Origin of the sequence: Algoriphagus zhangzhouensis, assembly GCF_900148515.1 — a bacterium.
GTDB classification, from domain to species: domain Bacteria; phylum Bacteroidota; class Bacteroidia; order Cytophagales; family Cyclobacteriaceae; genus Algoriphagus; species Algoriphagus zhangzhouensis.
This window is the reverse complement of sequence record NZ_FRXN01000005.1, coordinates 114,647-131,619: the sequence shown is the minus strand read 5'-3', so window position 1 is coordinate 131,619 and position 16,973 is coordinate 114,647. Positions and strand designations below refer to the sequence as shown.

At 40.1% G+C, this 16,973-nt stretch carries 15 protein-coding genes; 11 read left to right on the top strand and 4 right to left on the bottom strand.

The features are described from left to right. Nucleotides 1-2: 2 nt before the first annotated feature. Genes BUF13_RS16735 through BUF13_RS16720 form a run of 4 tightly spaced genes read left to right on the top strand, consistent with a single transcriptional unit; the run spans nucleotide 3 to nucleotide 3,614 of the window. Entirely contained in the window at nucleotides 3-2,075 is a 2,073-nt protein-coding gene (locus BUF13_RS16735) for a S9 family peptidase (protein WP_073572970.1), read from the top strand. 2 nt (nucleotides 2,076-2,077) lie between these two features. Next, entirely contained in the window at nucleotides 2,078-2,467 is a 390-nt protein-coding gene (gloA2, locus tag BUF13_RS16730; RefSeq protein WP_073572969.1) for an SMU1112c/YaeR family gloxylase I-like metalloprotein, read from the top strand. A gap of 2 nt (nucleotides 2,468-2,469) precedes the next feature. Continuing rightward, nucleotides 2,470-2,895, top strand: coding sequence for a DUF1801 domain-containing protein (locus tag BUF13_RS16725; RefSeq protein WP_073572968.1), 426 nt, complete (start codon nucleotides 2,470-2,472; stop codon nucleotides 2,893-2,895). Then, the gene (locus BUF13_RS16720) at nucleotides 2,892-3,614 is read left to right on the top strand and encodes a DUF1835 domain-containing protein (RefSeq protein ID WP_073572967.1); all 723 of its coding nucleotides are present in this window, start codon (nucleotides 2,892-2,894) and stop codon (nucleotides 3,612-3,614) included. The genes BUF13_RS16725 and BUF13_RS16720 overlap by 4 nt, the downstream gene beginning before the upstream one ends. A gap of 143 nt (nucleotides 3,615-3,757) precedes the next feature. Here the strand turns inward: BUF13_RS16720 and BUF13_RS16715 are convergent, their stop codons facing one another. After that, complete coding sequence (locus BUF13_RS16715; RefSeq protein WP_073572966.1) at nucleotides 3,758-4,351, bottom strand: hypothetical protein; 594 nt, start codon at nucleotides 4,349-4,351, stop codon at nucleotides 3,758-3,760. Between the two features lie 12 nt (nucleotides 4,352-4,363). Continuing rightward, nucleotides 4,364-4,852 carry an RNA polymerase sigma factor gene (locus BUF13_RS16710; protein ID WP_073572965.1) on the bottom strand — a complete coding sequence of 163 codons (489 nt, stop codon included), beginning with the start codon at nucleotides 4,850-4,852 and terminating at the stop codon, nucleotides 4,364-4,366. A 121-nt stretch (nucleotides 4,853-4,973) separates the two neighbouring features. On the opposite strand from BUF13_RS16710, the gene BUF13_RS16705 reads away from it, so the two are divergent. The 7 genes from BUF13_RS16705 to BUF13_RS16675 all read left to right on the top strand — a co-directional run bounded on the left by BUF13_RS16705 (nucleotide 4,974) and on the right by BUF13_RS16675 (nucleotide 15,086). Beyond that, nucleotides 4,974-5,936 carry a GSCFA domain-containing protein gene (locus BUF13_RS16705; RefSeq protein ID WP_073572964.1) on the top strand — a complete coding sequence of 321 codons (963 nt, stop codon included), beginning with the start codon at nucleotides 4,974-4,976 and terminating at the stop codon, nucleotides 5,934-5,936. Between the two features lie 78 nt (nucleotides 5,937-6,014). Continuing rightward, the gene (locus tag BUF13_RS16700) at nucleotides 6,015-8,039 is read left to right on the top strand and encodes a thioredoxin domain-containing protein (protein ID WP_073572963.1); all 2,025 of its coding nucleotides are present in this window, start codon (nucleotides 6,015-6,017) and stop codon (nucleotides 8,037-8,039) included. Between the two features lie 4 nt (nucleotides 8,040-8,043). Continuing rightward, on the top strand, nucleotides 8,044-10,563 hold the full coding sequence (gene priA, locus BUF13_RS16695; protein ID WP_073572962.1) for a replication restart helicase PriA: 2,520 nt from the start codon (nucleotides 8,044-8,046) through the stop codon (nucleotides 10,561-10,563). A gap of 111 nt (nucleotides 10,564-10,674) precedes the next feature. Next, the gene (locus tag BUF13_RS16690) at nucleotides 10,675-11,766 is read left to right on the top strand and encodes an efflux RND transporter periplasmic adaptor subunit (RefSeq protein WP_073572961.1); all 1,092 of its coding nucleotides are present in this window, start codon (nucleotides 10,675-10,677) and stop codon (nucleotides 11,764-11,766) included. Then, nucleotides 11,763-13,019, top strand: a complete 1,257-nt coding sequence (locus tag BUF13_RS16685; protein ID WP_073572960.1) for an ABC transporter permease — start codon at nucleotides 11,763-11,765, stop codon at nucleotides 13,017-13,019. The genes BUF13_RS16690 and BUF13_RS16685 overlap by 4 nt, the downstream gene beginning before the upstream one ends. Next, on the top strand, nucleotides 13,016-13,705 hold the full coding sequence (locus BUF13_RS16680) for an ABC transporter ATP-binding protein (RefSeq protein ID WP_073572959.1): 690 nt from the start codon (nucleotides 13,016-13,018) through the stop codon (nucleotides 13,703-13,705). Before BUF13_RS16685 ends, BUF13_RS16680 begins: the two co-directional genes overlap by 4 nt. A 175-nt stretch (nucleotides 13,706-13,880) precedes the next feature. Continuing rightward, the gene (locus BUF13_RS16675; RefSeq protein ID WP_073573158.1) at nucleotides 13,881-15,086 is read left to right on the top strand and encodes a serine hydrolase domain-containing protein; all 1,206 of its coding nucleotides are present in this window, start codon (nucleotides 13,881-13,883) and stop codon (nucleotides 15,084-15,086) included. 46 nt (nucleotides 15,087-15,132) lie between these two features. Here BUF13_RS16675 and BUF13_RS16670 read toward each other — a convergent pair whose 3' ends face one another. Together BUF13_RS16670 and BUF13_RS16665 are read right to left on the bottom strand one after the other, a co-directional pair. Beyond that, a complete protein-coding gene (locus tag BUF13_RS16670) occupies nucleotides 15,133-15,765 on the bottom strand; it encodes a hypothetical protein (protein WP_073572958.1) in 633 nt (210 codons plus the stop codon). A 134-nt stretch (nucleotides 15,766-15,899) separates the two neighbouring features. Further along, nucleotides 15,900-16,973: an agmatine deiminase family protein gene (locus BUF13_RS16665; protein ID WP_073572957.1), complete on the bottom strand. Its 1,074-nt coding sequence runs from the start codon at nucleotides 16,971-16,973 to the stop codon at nucleotides 15,900-15,902.

Here is a 16,973-nt window from a genome sequence, read left to right as displayed (position 1 = left end):
TGATGAAAAAGCTCAGCTCCCTACTCCTATTCCTCCTATTCTTCTCCATGGCTTCCATTGCCCAAAGATTCACCATGGCAGAAGTGGGAAAATTCTCTTTCCCCTCAGAACTAACTAGCTCCCCCACTGGTAAAAAGATTGCCTGGGCTATGAATGAGCAAGGAAAACGAAATATTTACCTCGCCAAAGGACCAGATTTCAAACCAGTCAAAATGACTCAATTCAATGAGGATGACGGACAGGAAATCAGCAGTCTGCAATTTACAGCAGATGGAAACTGGTTGGTTTTTGTAAGAGGCGGAGACCATGGAGGAGGAAATGCTTCCTCAACAGTCAATGCCCAAAACCTACCCACTCTTCCCAAAGTGGAAATTTGGAAAATAGCAATCGACGATCCTCATCCGACTCCTATTTTAGAGGGGGATGATTTTACACTTGGACCTCAAAATCAGCTTTTGTATCTCAAGGGTGGGCAAGTGTGGTCAGCGGATTTGAAAGGGATAGACAAACCTTCCCAACTTTTTCAGATAAAGGGAAATGTTAATTCACTGGAGTTTTCTCCAGATGGTAAAAAACTGGCATTCACAGTAAGCAGAGGAGGTCATCAATTATTGGGAATCTATGAAAATCAAGAGACTCCGATCCATTGGATTGCGCCTTCATTTCACAGATATTCCCAACCCAAATGGTCTCCAGACGGAACCAAAATCGCTTTTATCAAAACCCAAGGTGGTCTAGGAGAAGCTTTCCCACTTTTGGAACCAAGACATGTTCCATGGGAAATCTGGATTGCCGATATTGCTTCAGGTGAAGGTAAAAAGCTATGGAAATCTCCAGAAACGCTGAGAGGCTCTTACCGCTATTTCTTTTTCTCCTACCCCAATGAAAAGGAGTTGATTTTCGAATCCTATCAGGATGGCTGGCAACATCTATATTCTTTGAATTTGGAAAATTCTGAAACAAAGCTACTGACACCTGGTGATTACATGGTCGAGCAGATCAAATTAAGTTCCGATAAGAAAAAAGTCCTTTTCTCAGCCAATACAGGAGCAAGCAAAGAAGACTTGGATAGAAGACATATTAGAAGCATTGATTTAGCAAACAAGAAGCTTTCTTGGGAAACTTCAGGAACCGGAATCGAGGCATATCCAGTAGCAATCGGAAATGAAGGGACAATTGCTTATTTCTCTGCCGACGCTCAAAGATCTCATTTGGTAACTATCCAAAACTCAAAAGGAACCAAACTATTACAGGAAGAGATCATCCCATCTGATTTCCCTCAAAAACTATTAGTCACTCCAAAGCAAGTCAGTTTCAAGGCTCCGGATGGCACCACGGTTTATGGACAACTTTTCGAAAAAGAAGGTGGACCAGCCAATAAGCCCGCAGTGGTTTTTGTTCATGGCGGGCCTCAAAGGCAGATGCTTTTGGGCTGGAGTTATATGGATTATTATTCCAACACCTATTCCATCAACCAGTATTTGGCGGAATTGGGCTTTGTGGTCCTTTCCGTTAATTATCGTTTGGGAATTGGCTACGGATATGAATTCCATCGACCAGCTTACGGCTATTATCAGGGAGCAGTTGAGTACCAAGACATCAAAGCTGGAGGAGAGTTTTTAGCATCTCTCCCTCAGGTCAATTCAGAGAAAATCGGGATCTACGGAGGAAGTTATGGTGGCTATTTGACTTCATTGGCTCTGGCACGAGATTCAAAGCTTTTCAAAGTGGGAGTTGATATTCATGGGGTTCATGATATGGATAAAAGATATGACAGTCCTGAAGGTTTTGAAGTAGCTCCTGATTATGAAAAAGCCAAAGAAATTGCCTGGAAATCATCTCCAATGCCTGATTTAAAAACCTGGACATCACCTGTTCTTTTCATTCATGCAGACGATGATAGAAATGTTGCAGTCAGCCAGACTACTGATTTGATTCGAAGATTTGATGAAATGGGCAAGCCATATGAATCTATTTTGATTCCGGGGGACACACATCATTGGATGAAGTGGGAAAATATGATTCGGGTAGATCAAGCAACTGCTGACTTCCTTAAAAAGCACTTGATGGATTAAAAATGCTCAAGCTTAACTCACTCCATCATATTGCGATTATTTGTTCAGATTATGAACGCTCAAAGAGGTTTTATACAGAAATCCTAGGCTTGGAAATCACTCAGGAAATCTACCGAAAAGAACGGGATTCGTATAAATTAGATCTATCACTGGGTGGGAATTACTTAATTGAGCTATTTTCCTTTCCAAACCCACCTGCAAGAGTCTCTAGACCTGAGGCTTGCGGGCTAAGGCATTTGGCTTTTGGAGTGACAGATATCGAGGAAAGTGTGAAGCAATTACTTAGCTTGGGTATCGATGTAGAAAACATCCGAATTGATGAATTTACCGGAAGAAAATTTACATTTTTCTCTGACCCCGACGATTTACCCATTGAACTATATCAAGAATAAAAATGGCTGAAAACAAAACCCAACCAACCGATGCATCTGTTGATGATTTCATCAATCAAACTGAATCTCCTAAAAAGCGGGAAGATGCTTTTCGCATCAAGCAAATCATGGAAGAAGAAACAGGCGAAAAGGCCATCATGTGGGGACCTTCAATCATTGGTTTTGGTCAGTATCATTACAAATATGAATCTGGACGCGAAGGTGATTTTTTGATCACAGGATTTGCCCCAAGGAAATCTGCAATTTCTCTGTATCTATTGGGCTGTATGGAAACCAGTTTTGATGAGCTATTTGCAAAATTGGGAAAATATAAGACTGGGGCATCTTGTGTTTACATCAATAAATTATCCGATGTAGACGAGACAGTGCTCAGAGAATTAATCAGAACAGCTTATCAATACATGAAAGATAAATATCCGACGAAATGAATTTTCACATCCTAAATGGAGACTCTCTTTCCCAGCAATTTCCAAAAGAAATTTCTGGTGAAAAAATCATTTTCAGGGAATGTTTAGTAGATGGACCTGTTAAGTCAGATTCGGAAGATGATTTTTGGAACCAAAGAAGGAAATTCATCGAAGCAGAATTTCAAGAAGCAAACTATGATTCCTATTCCAAAGCTGAAATCCTCAAAATCTCGGAGATTCCTGAAGATTCGAAAGTCCACTTTTGGTTTGAGGAAGACCTCTTTTGCCAAGTGAATTTTTGGAAAGCCTGCACTCTTTTACCTCCTTCAATCCAATCTGCTTTCTTGGTGATGCCAGGTAGCAATTCCCCCTATTCTTTTGCACATCTAAGCAATGAAAACTTGATTTCCCAATGGGAAAATGCGGTTGAATTAAATTCAGAAGACCTTGAGCTTTTTCAAAGTTTGTGGAAGTCATTTCAAAACTCAGATCCAGAAGAAGCTCTCCAATCAGCTTCAAATTTTGAAGAAATATTCTCCTTTTTGATTCCTGCAATCAAAGCTTGGAAAGAGATGATCCCAAATGAAAACTCTGAAGGTCTTCCAAAGGAAGAATTGAAAAAAATCCATCAAGAGCTTCAAACCGAGAATTTCGGTCCGGTTTTCAGGGAATTTCACCGAAGACTTCCTATCTATGGACTTGGTGACACCCAAGTGCTCAAACTTTGGCAAAGCATTTAAAAAGAGGCTGTCTCAAAAGTCTAAAATTTGTCAGACTGAGCGGAGTCGAAGGCCTAATGAAGCAAGTTAAGCAACATTTCGATCCCGTACGGCTGTCGGGACGCTCAATGTGACAAAAATCAATTATGAGACAGCCTCTTTTTCTATTCAATTCCTTCTAAAAGTTCTTGTGCCTTTTCTAATGCTCTATCATATTTTCTAAAAGCCCAACTTCCAAAAATATACACGCATATCAAACCAATTGGCACATAAACAATCCAAAACTTAGTATTGGAAACCATGTCAGCTTTCCCTAATAATTCCGCCAGCGGAGGCAAAACAGTGATTGCAAACAAGCCTGAAAGCATAAGCGCCACTTTTTGAAAATTCCTGTAAAAAACTTTGTTCTTTTTGAATTTTTGAAGCACTTCCAAAGGGCTTTGACTCACAATATCCAGACTATTCATGCGATACAAAGTAACCAAACTGATTGTCGGCAAAATAATCATTATCAAGGTATTGAAGGCAGCGAATGCTTGATTGATTGGAAGCTGCAAATTCCCAAATTGTGTGATAAAATACCCCGCATAGATAAAGGAAATGATACTGCCCAGGATTTCTGGGAAATATATCTTCCCAAGGCTATTCTGGTATTTTTTTCTCGTCATTTTCATGAGTTCTTCTTTTTTGATTTTTTCTTGACTTTCGACTTTACCACTGAGTTCTCCCCAAATGGATTTCATTTCTTCGAGTTCCATGATCTTGTTGAATTAATAGGTTTGAACTCCTTTTCTAAGCTTTTCCTTAATGCGAGAAAGACGAGTTCCCACATTGCTGACACTAATTCCGACGATTTCAGCTATCTCTTCATGGTTTTTTCCTTCCAAATAGAGAAAGACAATACCACGATCCAGCAAACCCAGCTTTCTGATTTCTGAATACATTAGCTTGATTTGCTCTTCTTTCTGAGAATCAACTTCATCCATCAGGTTCAATTCCAAACCTTCCATAGGCACTGCAGTCACCTGTTTTTTGGATCGATTTAGATTGGTTATTGCAGTATTCATCCCCACTCTATAAAGCCAGGTACTTGGCTTGGAGGCTTTTTTGAATTGGTCAAAAGACTTCCATGTCTGGTAGACTATTTCCTGACACAAATCCTCCTGCTCTTCTCGATCACGGGTATAAATAGTCGCGATTTTGTAGATCAGTCCCTGATTTTCCTGAATGAGTTGAATAAATTCGTCCTCTCGCTTCATGAATTAGCTTTTGACATATTAGTCTGAAGGAAAAGCAAAAAATCACACTAGCCTCTCACTTTTTTTCAAAAACTAAATAGAAATTTCGATTTGAGCCTCCACAATCCCTTAAATTCACATTATGCAATGGTTTCTGGATTTCCCGATTTCTCCTCTACCCAATAAGATTTCCTATCAGAGCAAAATCCTCAGCATGGGTTCTTGCTTTGCTGATGTGATCGGAGGGAAAATGCAAAACCTCAAATTTGACACTTTGGTAAATCCTTTCGGCACCATTTTCCATCCTTTGATTTTGGGAGATCTCTTGGATCATGCCATTTTCCAAGACGAATTGGATCAGGAAGGAATCCTGGAAAGAGATGGACTCTTTTTTCATTATGGAGTTCATTCTGATCTAAAAGGGAAGAGCAAAGAAGACCTTAGCCAGAAATATTCATCTCAAATTCAACAAACAAAAGAGTATTTAGAGAAAGGAAGTCATTTGATTTTGACTTTTGGAACCTCCTGGATATATGAACTTCCTGAGTACGGAAGAGTTGCCAATTGTCACAAGCAAGCTCAAAAGCTTTTCGATAAAAGGCTTGCCTCACTGCAGGAAATGCAGAACCATCTGACTCATGTATTTGGAAACATTTCCAGGGCATTCCCTCAACTTAAAATCATCTTGACAGTTAGCCCGGTGAGGCATATCAAAGATGGCATTTCCGAAAACCAACTCAGCAAGAGCCTTTTAAGAGTCCTTTGCGGGAATCTAGAAAAGCAATTCGATTTTGTAAGCTATTTTCCTGCTTATGAAATTATGATGGATGAATTACGGGATTACAGATTCTATAAATCTGACCTAATTCACCCTACTCAGGAAGCAGAAAATTACATTTGGAAAAAGTGGAAAAAGGCTATTTTCGATGCAGAAACTGAGCAAAAAGTGTCAGAAATCGCGAAAATCCAGCTTGAATTAGCGCATCGACCGCTTAATCCAGAATCGGATTCCCATCGAAAATTTCAACAAAACTTATTGGCTAAACTGGAACGATTGGATGGAGAATTTGATTTTTCAAAAGAGATTGAGTCTTTAAAAGATTAAAATCAATCCCCCCTGCCCCCTTTCCAAGGGGGATTTGATTTAGAATCAATTTTTCAATTTTCTAATTTTAAAATTTCTATGAACCGCCTAATCAATTCCCAAAGTCCTTACCTTCTACAGCATGCACATAATCCTGTAGACTGGTTTCCTTGGGGGCCCGAAGCTCTCAGAAAAGCTGAAATTGAAAACAAGCCGATTTTGGTTTCGATAGGCTACTCTGCCTGCCATTGGTGTCATGTCATGGAGAGGGAAAGCTTTGAGGATGAAATTACCGCAGACTTGATGAATGATCATTTTGTCTGCATTAAGATCGATCGGGAAGAAAGGCCCGACTTGGACAATATCTACATGGATGCGGTTCAGGCTATGGGCTTACAAGGTGGCTGGCCTTTGAATGTATTCTTGATGCCTAATCAAAAACCATTTTACGGAGGCACTTATTTCAAAAATGATCAATGGAAAGGTTTACTAGCAAACATTGCAAATGCCTTTGAAAAGCATCATGATCAATTGGCAGAGAGCGCTGAAGGTTTTGGTCACAATCTGAATCGCTCGGAAATTGAAAAATATGGAATACAGGTAGGAGAACCCGATTTTGATCCGGATGACTTGATTGAAATCAGCACCAAACTTAGCTCTCAATTTGACAAAGAATGGGGCGGAATGAATCGCATTCCCAAGTTCCCCATGCCAGCCATTTGGAATTTCGTCTTGGATTATGGCTTTACTTCAAAAAATCAGGACTTGCTTAATTCAGCCTATTTCACGTTGAAGAAAATCGGCATGGGTGGAATATACGATCAACTTAGAGGTGGGTTTGCTCGCTACTCCGTAGATGGAGAATGGTTTGCTCCTCACTTTGAAAAGATGCTCTATGACAACGGACAGTTGCTCGAGCTCTATTCCAAAGCATTTCAAAGCAGTCAGGATCCACTTTTTTTGGAAAAAATCACCGAAACCATCGGATGGCTCAAAGCAGAAATGCTATCTCCCGAAGGAGCTTTTGAGGCCGCCCAAGATGCAGATAGCGAAGGAATCGAAGGGAAATTCTATACCTGGAGATATTCTGAGCTTCAAGACATAGTCGGAGATGAAATGCCTTGGTTCAGCAAATTGTACAATCTAAAAATCCACGGCAATTGGGAAGAAGCAGTGAATATTCTTTTTCAAACCCAATCTTATGAAGAAGTCGCTTTGGAATTTAAAATGAGTGAAGCAGAGCTCCTTGAAAGACTAAATCCAATCAAAGCAAAACTTCTTAAAATCAGAAATCAGCGAATATTCCCTGGGAAAGACGATAAGATCTTAGCCGGATGGAATGGCTGGATGAGTGCTGGTTTGATTCAAGCTTTTATCTCAACTCAAGACAAATCCATCCTTCACCTGGCATTGGATAACCTTGACTTCATTCAAGAAAAAATGATCCTAAATGGAGTGCTGTTCAGATCCTATAAAAACAATCAAGCTTACACTCCCGCCTTTTTAGAAGATTATGCCGCAGTCATTAAAGCTTCTTTGATGGCATATCAGACAAGTGGTAAAGAAAACTATCTGAAATTGGCTAAGTCACTGACTGATTTTTGTCTTGATCATTTCTACGATGAGGCTGATGGATTTTTCTTTTTCAATAATCCAGACGCAGAGAAGTTGATCGCCAACAAAAAGGAGCTTTTTGACAATGTGATTCCCGCCTCCAATTCTGTGATGGCCAGAAATCTCCACCATTTGGCATTATTGACTTATGAGGAGAACTATGAGTCTATTTCGAAAAAGATGATCAGCGGAATGAAAGATTTGATCTTAAAAGATCCTGGGTTCCTAAGCAATTGGGCTACTTTACTTCTAGAAAACATTGTCCCAACTGCTGAAATAGCGATTGTTGGAAAAGGAGCAGAAGAGTTGGCTTTGGACATATTAAAAAGTCATCCTTCCAACTTGGTAGTGGCTTGGTCTGAAGAAATGACAGAAACTGCCCCACTTTTGGCTGGAAAGCATGCAGATCAAAATGGAAATGCCTTAATTTATGTTTGCTTTGATCATGCCTGTCAAAAACCTGTCGGCACGGTCAAAGAGGCCATTAGCCAATTACCCTATTTAAACTGATTCTGTGCAAAACCTTTTTGGAGACGAGGAATATGGAAAACAGGAGTCCGGAAAAAACTTTGCGGACATCATTTTGCCGGTTCCCATTCCCCGGATGTTTACCTACAAAATCCCAATTGCTCTAGCTCCCCAAATTCAAATCGGAGCCCGGGTAATTGTGCAATTTGGTAGAAAAAAGGTACTTACAGGAATCATTGGAAAGGTTCACAACAAACCTCCACAGGCTTATGATGCCAAGCCGATTTTGGAGGTTCTCGATGATCAACCGACCGTCAATCCAATTCAAATTCGATTTTGGGTTTGGATGGCCAACTACTATTGTTGCCATATCGGTGAAGTCATGCATGCGGCGATTCCATCTGGCCTTCGCCTCAGCAGTGAATCCAAAATCCAGGCAAATCCCAATTTCGATCGAGAAAACAGCAGCTATCCTATGGATGCTCGGGAAGATATGATTTTGGATGCACTGGAAAATCAATCTGAATTGAGCTACGAAGACTGCGAAAAAATCCTCGGCATCAAAACAATTCACCCCATTCTGAAAAGTCTGGTTGCCAAAGAAGCGGTCTTGATTTTTGAAAAAGTTCAGGAAAAATACAGCCCAAAAGTCGAGACCAGAATTCGGATAGTTCCTGAAATTGCAGCTGACAAAAAAGCTTTGGAGGCAGTTTTTGAAAGCCTTGCCGGAAAAACCAAACAAGAATCCATTCTTCTAAAATTTCTTCGGGATATCCCAATCTTCCAGAATTTAAAACTTAACGAAAAAGGGATTGCTAAGTCCTCATTAATGGAAGAAGGCGATTCGGAAAGCTCACTTAAAACCCTGATTAAAAATGGGGTATTTGAGTCTTTCAAGCTAGTTGTCAATCGAATTGAGGAAGCGGAACCAGAAAAAGAACCTGCGGTTCTTTCTGAGTCCCAAAACCAGGCTTTGACTGAAATCAAGCAGCATTTTAAGGAGAAACAGACTGTCCTGCTTCATGGAGTAACAGGAAGTGGAAAGACTGAGATCTATATCCAATTGATCCGAGAAACGCTGGAAAGCGGCTCTCAAGTCTTGCTTTTGCTACCAGAAATTGCTTTGACTACCCAGATTGTCAGCAGACTCCAACAGGTGTTTGGTTCCCAGATGGGTGTTTATCATTCTAAGTATTCTGACAATGAAAGAGTCGAAGTTTGGAATGGAGTTTTGAGCGGAAGATTCTCCTTTGTTGTTGGAGTGAGGTCATCAATTTTCCTTCCATTTGATAGTTTGGGATTGATTATCGTAGATGAGGAGCATGAGGCAAGTTTCAAACAATTTGATCCTGCTCCACGCTTTCAGGCCCGAGATTCAGCTATAATGCTTTCCTATTTCCATCAAGCTAAGACCATCTTGGGCTCAGCCACTCCTTCCTTTGAATCCTATTTCAATGCTACTCAGGACAAGTATGGCTATGTTCAACTGACTCACCGGTACGGAGATGCTAGTTTACCTGAGTATCATCTCGCGAATTTGAGTGCAGATCGGAAAAAGAACCTGTTAAAGCTAGATTCAACCCGGCTCATGAGGGAGAAAATCCAAGATGCTTTGGACAAAAATGAGCAGGTCCTGATCTTCCAAAACCGACGTGGCTATTCACCTTATATCCAATGCGAAGATTGTGGCTGGACAGGCCAATGCATCCAATGTGATGTGAGCTTGACTTACCATCAATTTGCGGAGGAATTGCGCTGTCATTACTGTGGCTATAAGGAAAAGGTACCCAGCTCCTGCCCTGCATGTGGCAGCACACAACTCACGACCATGGGCATGGGAACTGAGCGGATTGAAGAGTCTTTGAGCCTACTTTTCCCTGAAGCAAGATTGGGAAGAATGGACCTGGACACAACCAGAAACAAATATGGCTACCAGCGAATTCTGGATGAGTTTGGGGCAGGCCAAATCGATATTTTGGTAGGGACTCAAATGATCACCAAAGGATTGGATTTTGGAAGAGTGACAGTTGTTGGCATTTGGGACGGAGACCGAATTTTGAATTTCCCAGACTTCAGAGCTGGCGAACGGGCTTTCCAACAAATCACCCAAGTAGCAGGTAGAGCTGGAAGAAGGTCAGAAAAAGGCCAAGTAATCATCCAATCCCGAAATCCCGACAATGAGGTTTTTGAAAAAGTAATCAAGGGTGATTATTACGAATATTTCCGCCATGAAATGATGGAAAGGAAAAGCTTTTACTATCCTCCTTACGTCAAATTGGTAAAGATTACTACCCGCCATACAGACTTTAAAATCACAGAAAAGGCAGCTTTGGCACTACATCGGGAGATGGCACATATTCCAGTCAAAAAGATTGTTTTAGGGCCAGAAAAGGCTCTGATTGGAAGAATCAAAAACCAATACCAATTCGAAAGTATGATCAAATTGGATAGGTCAAGTAATACTCAGGCAGAGTTCAAAACCCAACTCAATCAGATTTTGGAAAACCTTCAAGCCACTCCTGAATTCAGATCCGTTCGTTGGATAATCGATGTAGACCCTAATTGATCTTTCTTCTCGGGAGATTCATTGCATTGGGATTTTTTTTAGTAAGTTGAGGAATATCATAGAATCTCTTCATGATGTGATTTTCTTTTGCAGTAGACAACCCAGCAATCGATGAAAAGATCAATAGGATCAATCCTAATTTTGGCGAGTGTATATTTTTTTTCCTGTTCTGGTTCTGAAGAAGAAACCATCAGCCCAGAAACAAAGGCCATCACAGAATCCGTTTATGCTTCCGGCATCGTCAAAACTATCAATCAATATGACGCTTATCCCATGGGATCCGGTCCTATTCAGGAAGTTTTTGTCCAGGAAGGGGATTTGGTCAAAGAAGGTGATCCCATTTTGGCCATCTACAGCGAACGAGAAAAATTGAGTCGAGAAAATGCTGAACTGGCAAAAACATTTGCAGATTATCAACAAAATCAATCCAAGCTTAGAGACCTACAGCTGTCTATTGATTTCGCCCGTAGCAAGATGAACAATGATTCTCTTTTGTATGCAAAGCAAAAGCACCTTTGGGATCAAAATGTAGGGACTCAAGTGGAGCTTGATCAGAAAAAACTGAACTATGAAAACTCATTGACAGCATATGAATCTGCTCAAATCCGATACGATGATTTGAAAAGAGAAATTGAATACAATTCCAAAAGTGCCTCCAATAATTTAGCGATTAGCAAAGCCTTGGAAAGTGACTATGTCCTGAAAAGCAAAATCGATGGCAAAGTCTATGCACTTCCTAAAGAAAAAGGAGAAATGGTTGGGCCACAGACTGTAGTAGCAGTTTTGGGAAGTAACGATGAGTATCTTTTGGAGCTTCAAGTGGATGAATATGATATCTCCAAAATAGAATTGGGTCAAAAGGCAGTCATCTCCATGGATAGTTATAAAGGTGAATCTTTTGAAGGAGAAATCACCAAGATTTATCCATTGATGGACAATCGATCCAAAACGTTCAAGGTTGAAGCAAAATTCACCCAAGCACCCACGACCCTTTATCCCAACTTGACTTTGGAGGCTAATATCATAACCGCCATAAAAGATCAAGCTTTGGTCATTCCCAGAAATTACCTCTTCAAAGATCAATTTGTAATCACTGAAGATGAGGATACTATTCAGGTTTCAGTGGGAATCAAAAATTATCAGTTTGCTGAAATTGAAAGCGGCATATCTGCCTCCACAATTCTCAAAAAGCCAAACCCATGAAATGGTCCCTGATCATTGAATTATCCAAAGCATTGATGTTTGCAAGACTTAAGCAGACGGGAGTTGCAGCTGTGGGTGTCATGTTTAGTATCACGATGTTTGTGGCTTTGTTGGGATTTATGAATGGGCTCAATGCCATGCTGGATGGATTGGTTTTGAACAGAACTCCTCATATCCGTTTTTACAATGAAATCAAACCCAACCCAAACCAACCGGTGGATGAAAGTCCGGACTTTTCTAATTCTTTGAATTTCATACGATCCATCAAACCCAGCACAAGCCGATTGGCAATACATAATGCTGAAAAAATCATTCAAACCCTGGAATCTGATTCAAGGGTTTTAGGAGTCAGTCCCAAGATTTCATCTCAGGTTTTTTTCAACGTAGGCACAATCGACCTAACTGGAGTTGTCAATGGGATAGATGTAGAAAAAGAAGCTCAACTTTTCGCTTTTACCGATTATGTTACTTCTGGAAATTACGAAGACCTCAACCAAACAAATACCATCCTTTTGGGCAAAGGCCTAGCTGATAGAATGTTGGCTGATATTGGAGATGTGATCCAGGTGACTACAGCTCAAGGAAATCAAGTTCAACTAAAAGTAGTGGGTTATTATCAATCAGGACTCGGAGATTTTGACAATGCCAATAGTTTTGCCTCCATCACCACCACACAAAAATTACTGGGAGAGTCGCCCTCCTACATTACAGACATCCAAGTTAAACTTTACGATTTGGATCAGGCCCCTCCTATGGCTAGGGAATTGGAGCAGATATTCGAAATCGATGCGGATGATATCCAAACTGTCAATGCTCAATTTGAAACTGGAACCAATATCCGAACGCTGATCAGTTATGCTGTTGGGATCACCCTGTTGGTAGTTTCTGGCTTTGGGATTTACAATATCCTAAACATGATGATTTATGAAAAACTGGATACCATCGCTATCCTCAAAGCCATCGGTTTCAACAGCACAGATGTCAATCGAATTTTCATTACCATCGCCTTGAGTATAGGAGTCATTGGAGGGGGAATCGGCTTGATTTTAGGGTTTTTGACCTGCTTAGGCATCGACCAAATCCCATTTGAAACAGAAGCCCTGCCGACGATCAAAACCTTCCCAATCGACTACAATCCGAAGTATTACCTGATTGGTGGATCATTCAGCTTAATCACCACCTATTTCGCAGGTTTTTTCCCTGCAAGAAAAGCCAGTGGCGTGGACCCCGTAGACATTATCAGAGGAAAATGAGCGAAAAAGAAAAGTCAGTCTTACGAGCTGAAGGAATCGACAAGTTTTTCTTCAGTCCCAATAAAAACCAAGTCCTCAAGCAGGTTTCCTTCAATATCAATCGGGGCGAGTTTGTTTCGGTGGTTGGAAAATCAGGCTGTGGTAAATCTACTTTACTCTATATCCTTTCCACAATGGATACGGATTACCAGGGAAAATTGCATTTGGATGACGAGTTGATCTCTGGAAAATCTCATGATTATTTAGCGAAAATCAGGAACCAAAAAATCGGCTTTGTCTTTCAATTTCACTATTTGCTGAATGAGTTTTCTGTCTTGGAAAACATCATGATACCCGGCTTAAAATTAGGAAAAGTCTCCAGAGATGAGTTGGAGCACCGAGCCATGGAAAAGCTCAAAATCTTTGAGATGGAGGAGCATGCACTCAAAAAAGCCAATCAGCTATCCGGAGGTCAAAAACAAAGAGTAGCCATCGCCAGAGCATTGATCAATGATCCTTTGGTAATCATGGGAGATGAACCGACAGGCAATTTGGACAAGAAGAATTCAGATATCGTTTTCAATAAATTCAAAGAGCTGGCACAAGAATTTAAACAGACCATGTTGATTGTAACCCATGATCCTGAGTTTGCCGCCGGCACCGACCGAATCATTGAAATGGAAGACGGAAGAGTTATTAGACATTAATAATTACCTTTTTATCTTTCATTAAACAACAATCAAATCCCTCTTTGATTTAGAGGTTGGATGACCGATGACTGAAGTCCGAAGTTCCCAAAATTGAACTTTATGTCATCGTTCTAGACGTCCTCAATTCAAAATGAAAAGATTACGAAATAGCAAAGATCCAAAACACATAACCATGAAAAAGAACCTTTACCTATCCCTGTTGATGATTTTGAGCTTTTCAATAAGCTCATTGGCCCAAAACAAAATTTCCGAGGACAGACTAGCCCGGTACGATGAGTTTTTGAATTCTGAAATTTCGGAAGGTAAAATCCCCGGTGCAGTTGTCTTGATTTATAAGGATGGCGAAAAGGCTTATGAGAAATCCTTTGGATCAAGTGACATCGAAACTGGAAAAGCGATGCAAAATGACCAGATATTCTTTATCCAGTCTATGACCAAACCTATTGCCACGGTCGCTTTGATGATGCTTTATGAAGAAGGAAAATTTTTCCTTTCGGATCCCGTAGAGCAATACCTTCCTGAATTTAAAAATCTAAGGGTATTGAAAAACCTAGAGGATGGAAAAGACGGAGAAACCGATCCTGCAAAAGAAAAAATAACGATAGCTCAAGTGCTGAGCCACACGGCTGGCTTTTCCCATGGATTGGGTGCAAGCAAGCAGGAAGAAGATGTAAGAAATGCGCTTTATCTGCAGCCACAAAAAAATATAGAATCCAGGGTCAAATCCTTGGCTAGCATCCCTCTTTTAGGTCAGCCGGGAGAACAATGGTACTATTCGGCTTCACCTGATATTGCCGTGCGCTTAGTTGAAGTTTTTTCAAATATGCCATATGATCAATATCTGCAGGAAAAGATTTTAGATCCACTAGGAATGAAGGACACTGGGTATAATTTAACTGAAGAGCAGGCAAGGAGACTCGTATCTCTTCATGGACACTCAGAAAGTGGCGAACTAATCAAAATGCCCAATCAACCAACGACGAGTGGAAATACAGTATTCGGAGGAACGCATGGCTTATTTTCAACCGCTCAAGACTATTCCATTTTTGCCAGAATGCTTTTGAATGGAGGTAGTTGGAATGGAAAACAATTCTTAAGCCCCAAGACGATTGATTTGATGACTCGAAATCATATTGAAGGATTGGACTATGACCCGGGATATGGATTCGGTTTGGGTTTTGGAATATTGGTTGATATTGCCGAAGCAGATATTATTGGTTCTGAGGGTCAATATTTCTGGAGTGGGGCATATTGCACCTACTTTTTCATTGACCCTAAAGAGAATATGGTTTCATTCCTTATGACCCAGTACAATCAGTACAGCAACTTCTATTCGAATAAGATGAGGCAGATGGTTTATCAAGCCATTGTGAAGTAAAAAAAGAGGCAACCAAACTCAAGCGATTTTTAAAACAAGCTGACAGTTAATTAGTCAAGGGAGGTGGGAATCTGCCCATTTGGGTATCTTCTCGCTCTCCCCATCTCTTTTTAAAATCATTTATGGAAAGAAAATGAACAGTAATTAACACCTGAATATTAAAATCACTTAAATCATAAAATTCAGGATTTGATAATATTCTGTTTTGAAGGATTCCCATTGATTCAAAACCCCCAGAAGAAATTAAATCCATGTAATACTCTTTCAAGTCAGTGTTTTGGACAGAAAGATCTTTTATAAATTTCAAATACTTTCCATCTGAATTAAGGCAGATTACCACCCCTCCTTTTTCTGTGCTAGATCTTGATTCACAGAATTTCCATATTTCATGAAACAAACCTGATTTCAATTTAGAATATAACTTCTCCTGTTTTTCGAAATCAATATTTTCAATAATTGGCAAATATCCATTATTGAACAATTCAAGGTTTCTCATATTCATACAATCCTCGAAACCACCAAAATCTCCACAAAATTGAGACTGAAAAAAGTTGACAAGTTTTTTTAAATCCCTTACCTCAGCTTTGGAAAAATACTCTTCTACAGAGAGAGTGTTTTTCTTTTGGGGAGCTAACGCTAGGAAAAATGAAAGAAAAAAAATGTAAACAAATTGAATCATTTATGAAAATTGGACAAGACTAAAACAAAAAAGCACGTGAAAATTTTATTTCAAAAATTACCACGTGCCAAATCTTAAAAATGATCACCTAACAAAAAAGATAATTGTTTTTACAGTTTACTGATCACTGTTAACTAAACAAAGGGCTCCTGCTGACTCAGACAATGGAAACTTCCCAGTCCCCAAATAATGTCTGTGGAATCTATTCCAATTACTTTTCTATCCGGAAAACAACCTGAAAGGATATCCAAAGCCTTCTGATCATTTTTATCTCTGAAAACCGGAACTACAACTACCTCATTTCCAATATAAAAATTGGCATATGACGCAGGAAGCCGTTGGCCTTCCCAAACAACTGGTCCTGGCATCGGCAATTCAACAATATTCAAAGGCTTTCCATCCTGAAGCTTCATTTGCTCGAGCATCTCAAGGTTTTCCTTTAGGATATCGTAGTTCTCATCTCCTTTGTGATCCTCGATGACAGTCACGACCGTGTCCTCATTGACAAATCGGGTAATATCATCAATATGGCCATCCGTATCATCACCAACGATCCCATCTCCTACCCAAAGGATATGGCTGACCCCGTAATAATCGCAAAGGTATTTTTCAATCTCTGCCTGATTCAGGTGAGGATTTCTATTTTTATTGAGCAAACATGCCTTGGAAGTAAGCAAAGTACCTTTTCCATTGAATTCCACAGATCCACCTTCCATGACAATTCCCGGCTTGAAGCATGGAATTCCCAATTCTTTTGCAATTCGAATCGGAATCAGGTTATCCAAGTCATGAGGTGGGTATTTCTCTCCCCAAGCATTGTAATTCCACTTTACCAAAGCCTTTTTTACTTCAGCCTCAGAATTGATCAAAAATGCAGGTCCATGATCTCTGCACCAAGCATCATTGGTGGGAAAGAAATGAAAGAAAATCTTATTCAAATCTACTCCTGCTTTATCCAAATGGCCCAAAGCAAAATTCTTCATTGCTTCATCAGCAACGTTGATATTCACTTTTTGACCCTTAGATACCTCATTGATAAACTGAGAATAAGGCGCGTATATGGTATCGATTTTCCCCGGCCAAGACTCTTCCTTATGAGGCCAACTTAGCCAAATGGATTCTTGAGGTGCAAATTCCGCAGGGAAATAATAACCCAATTCAGCTGGAGTAGCTGCTCCAGTTTCAGCCAATTTGAAAATATCTTTCAT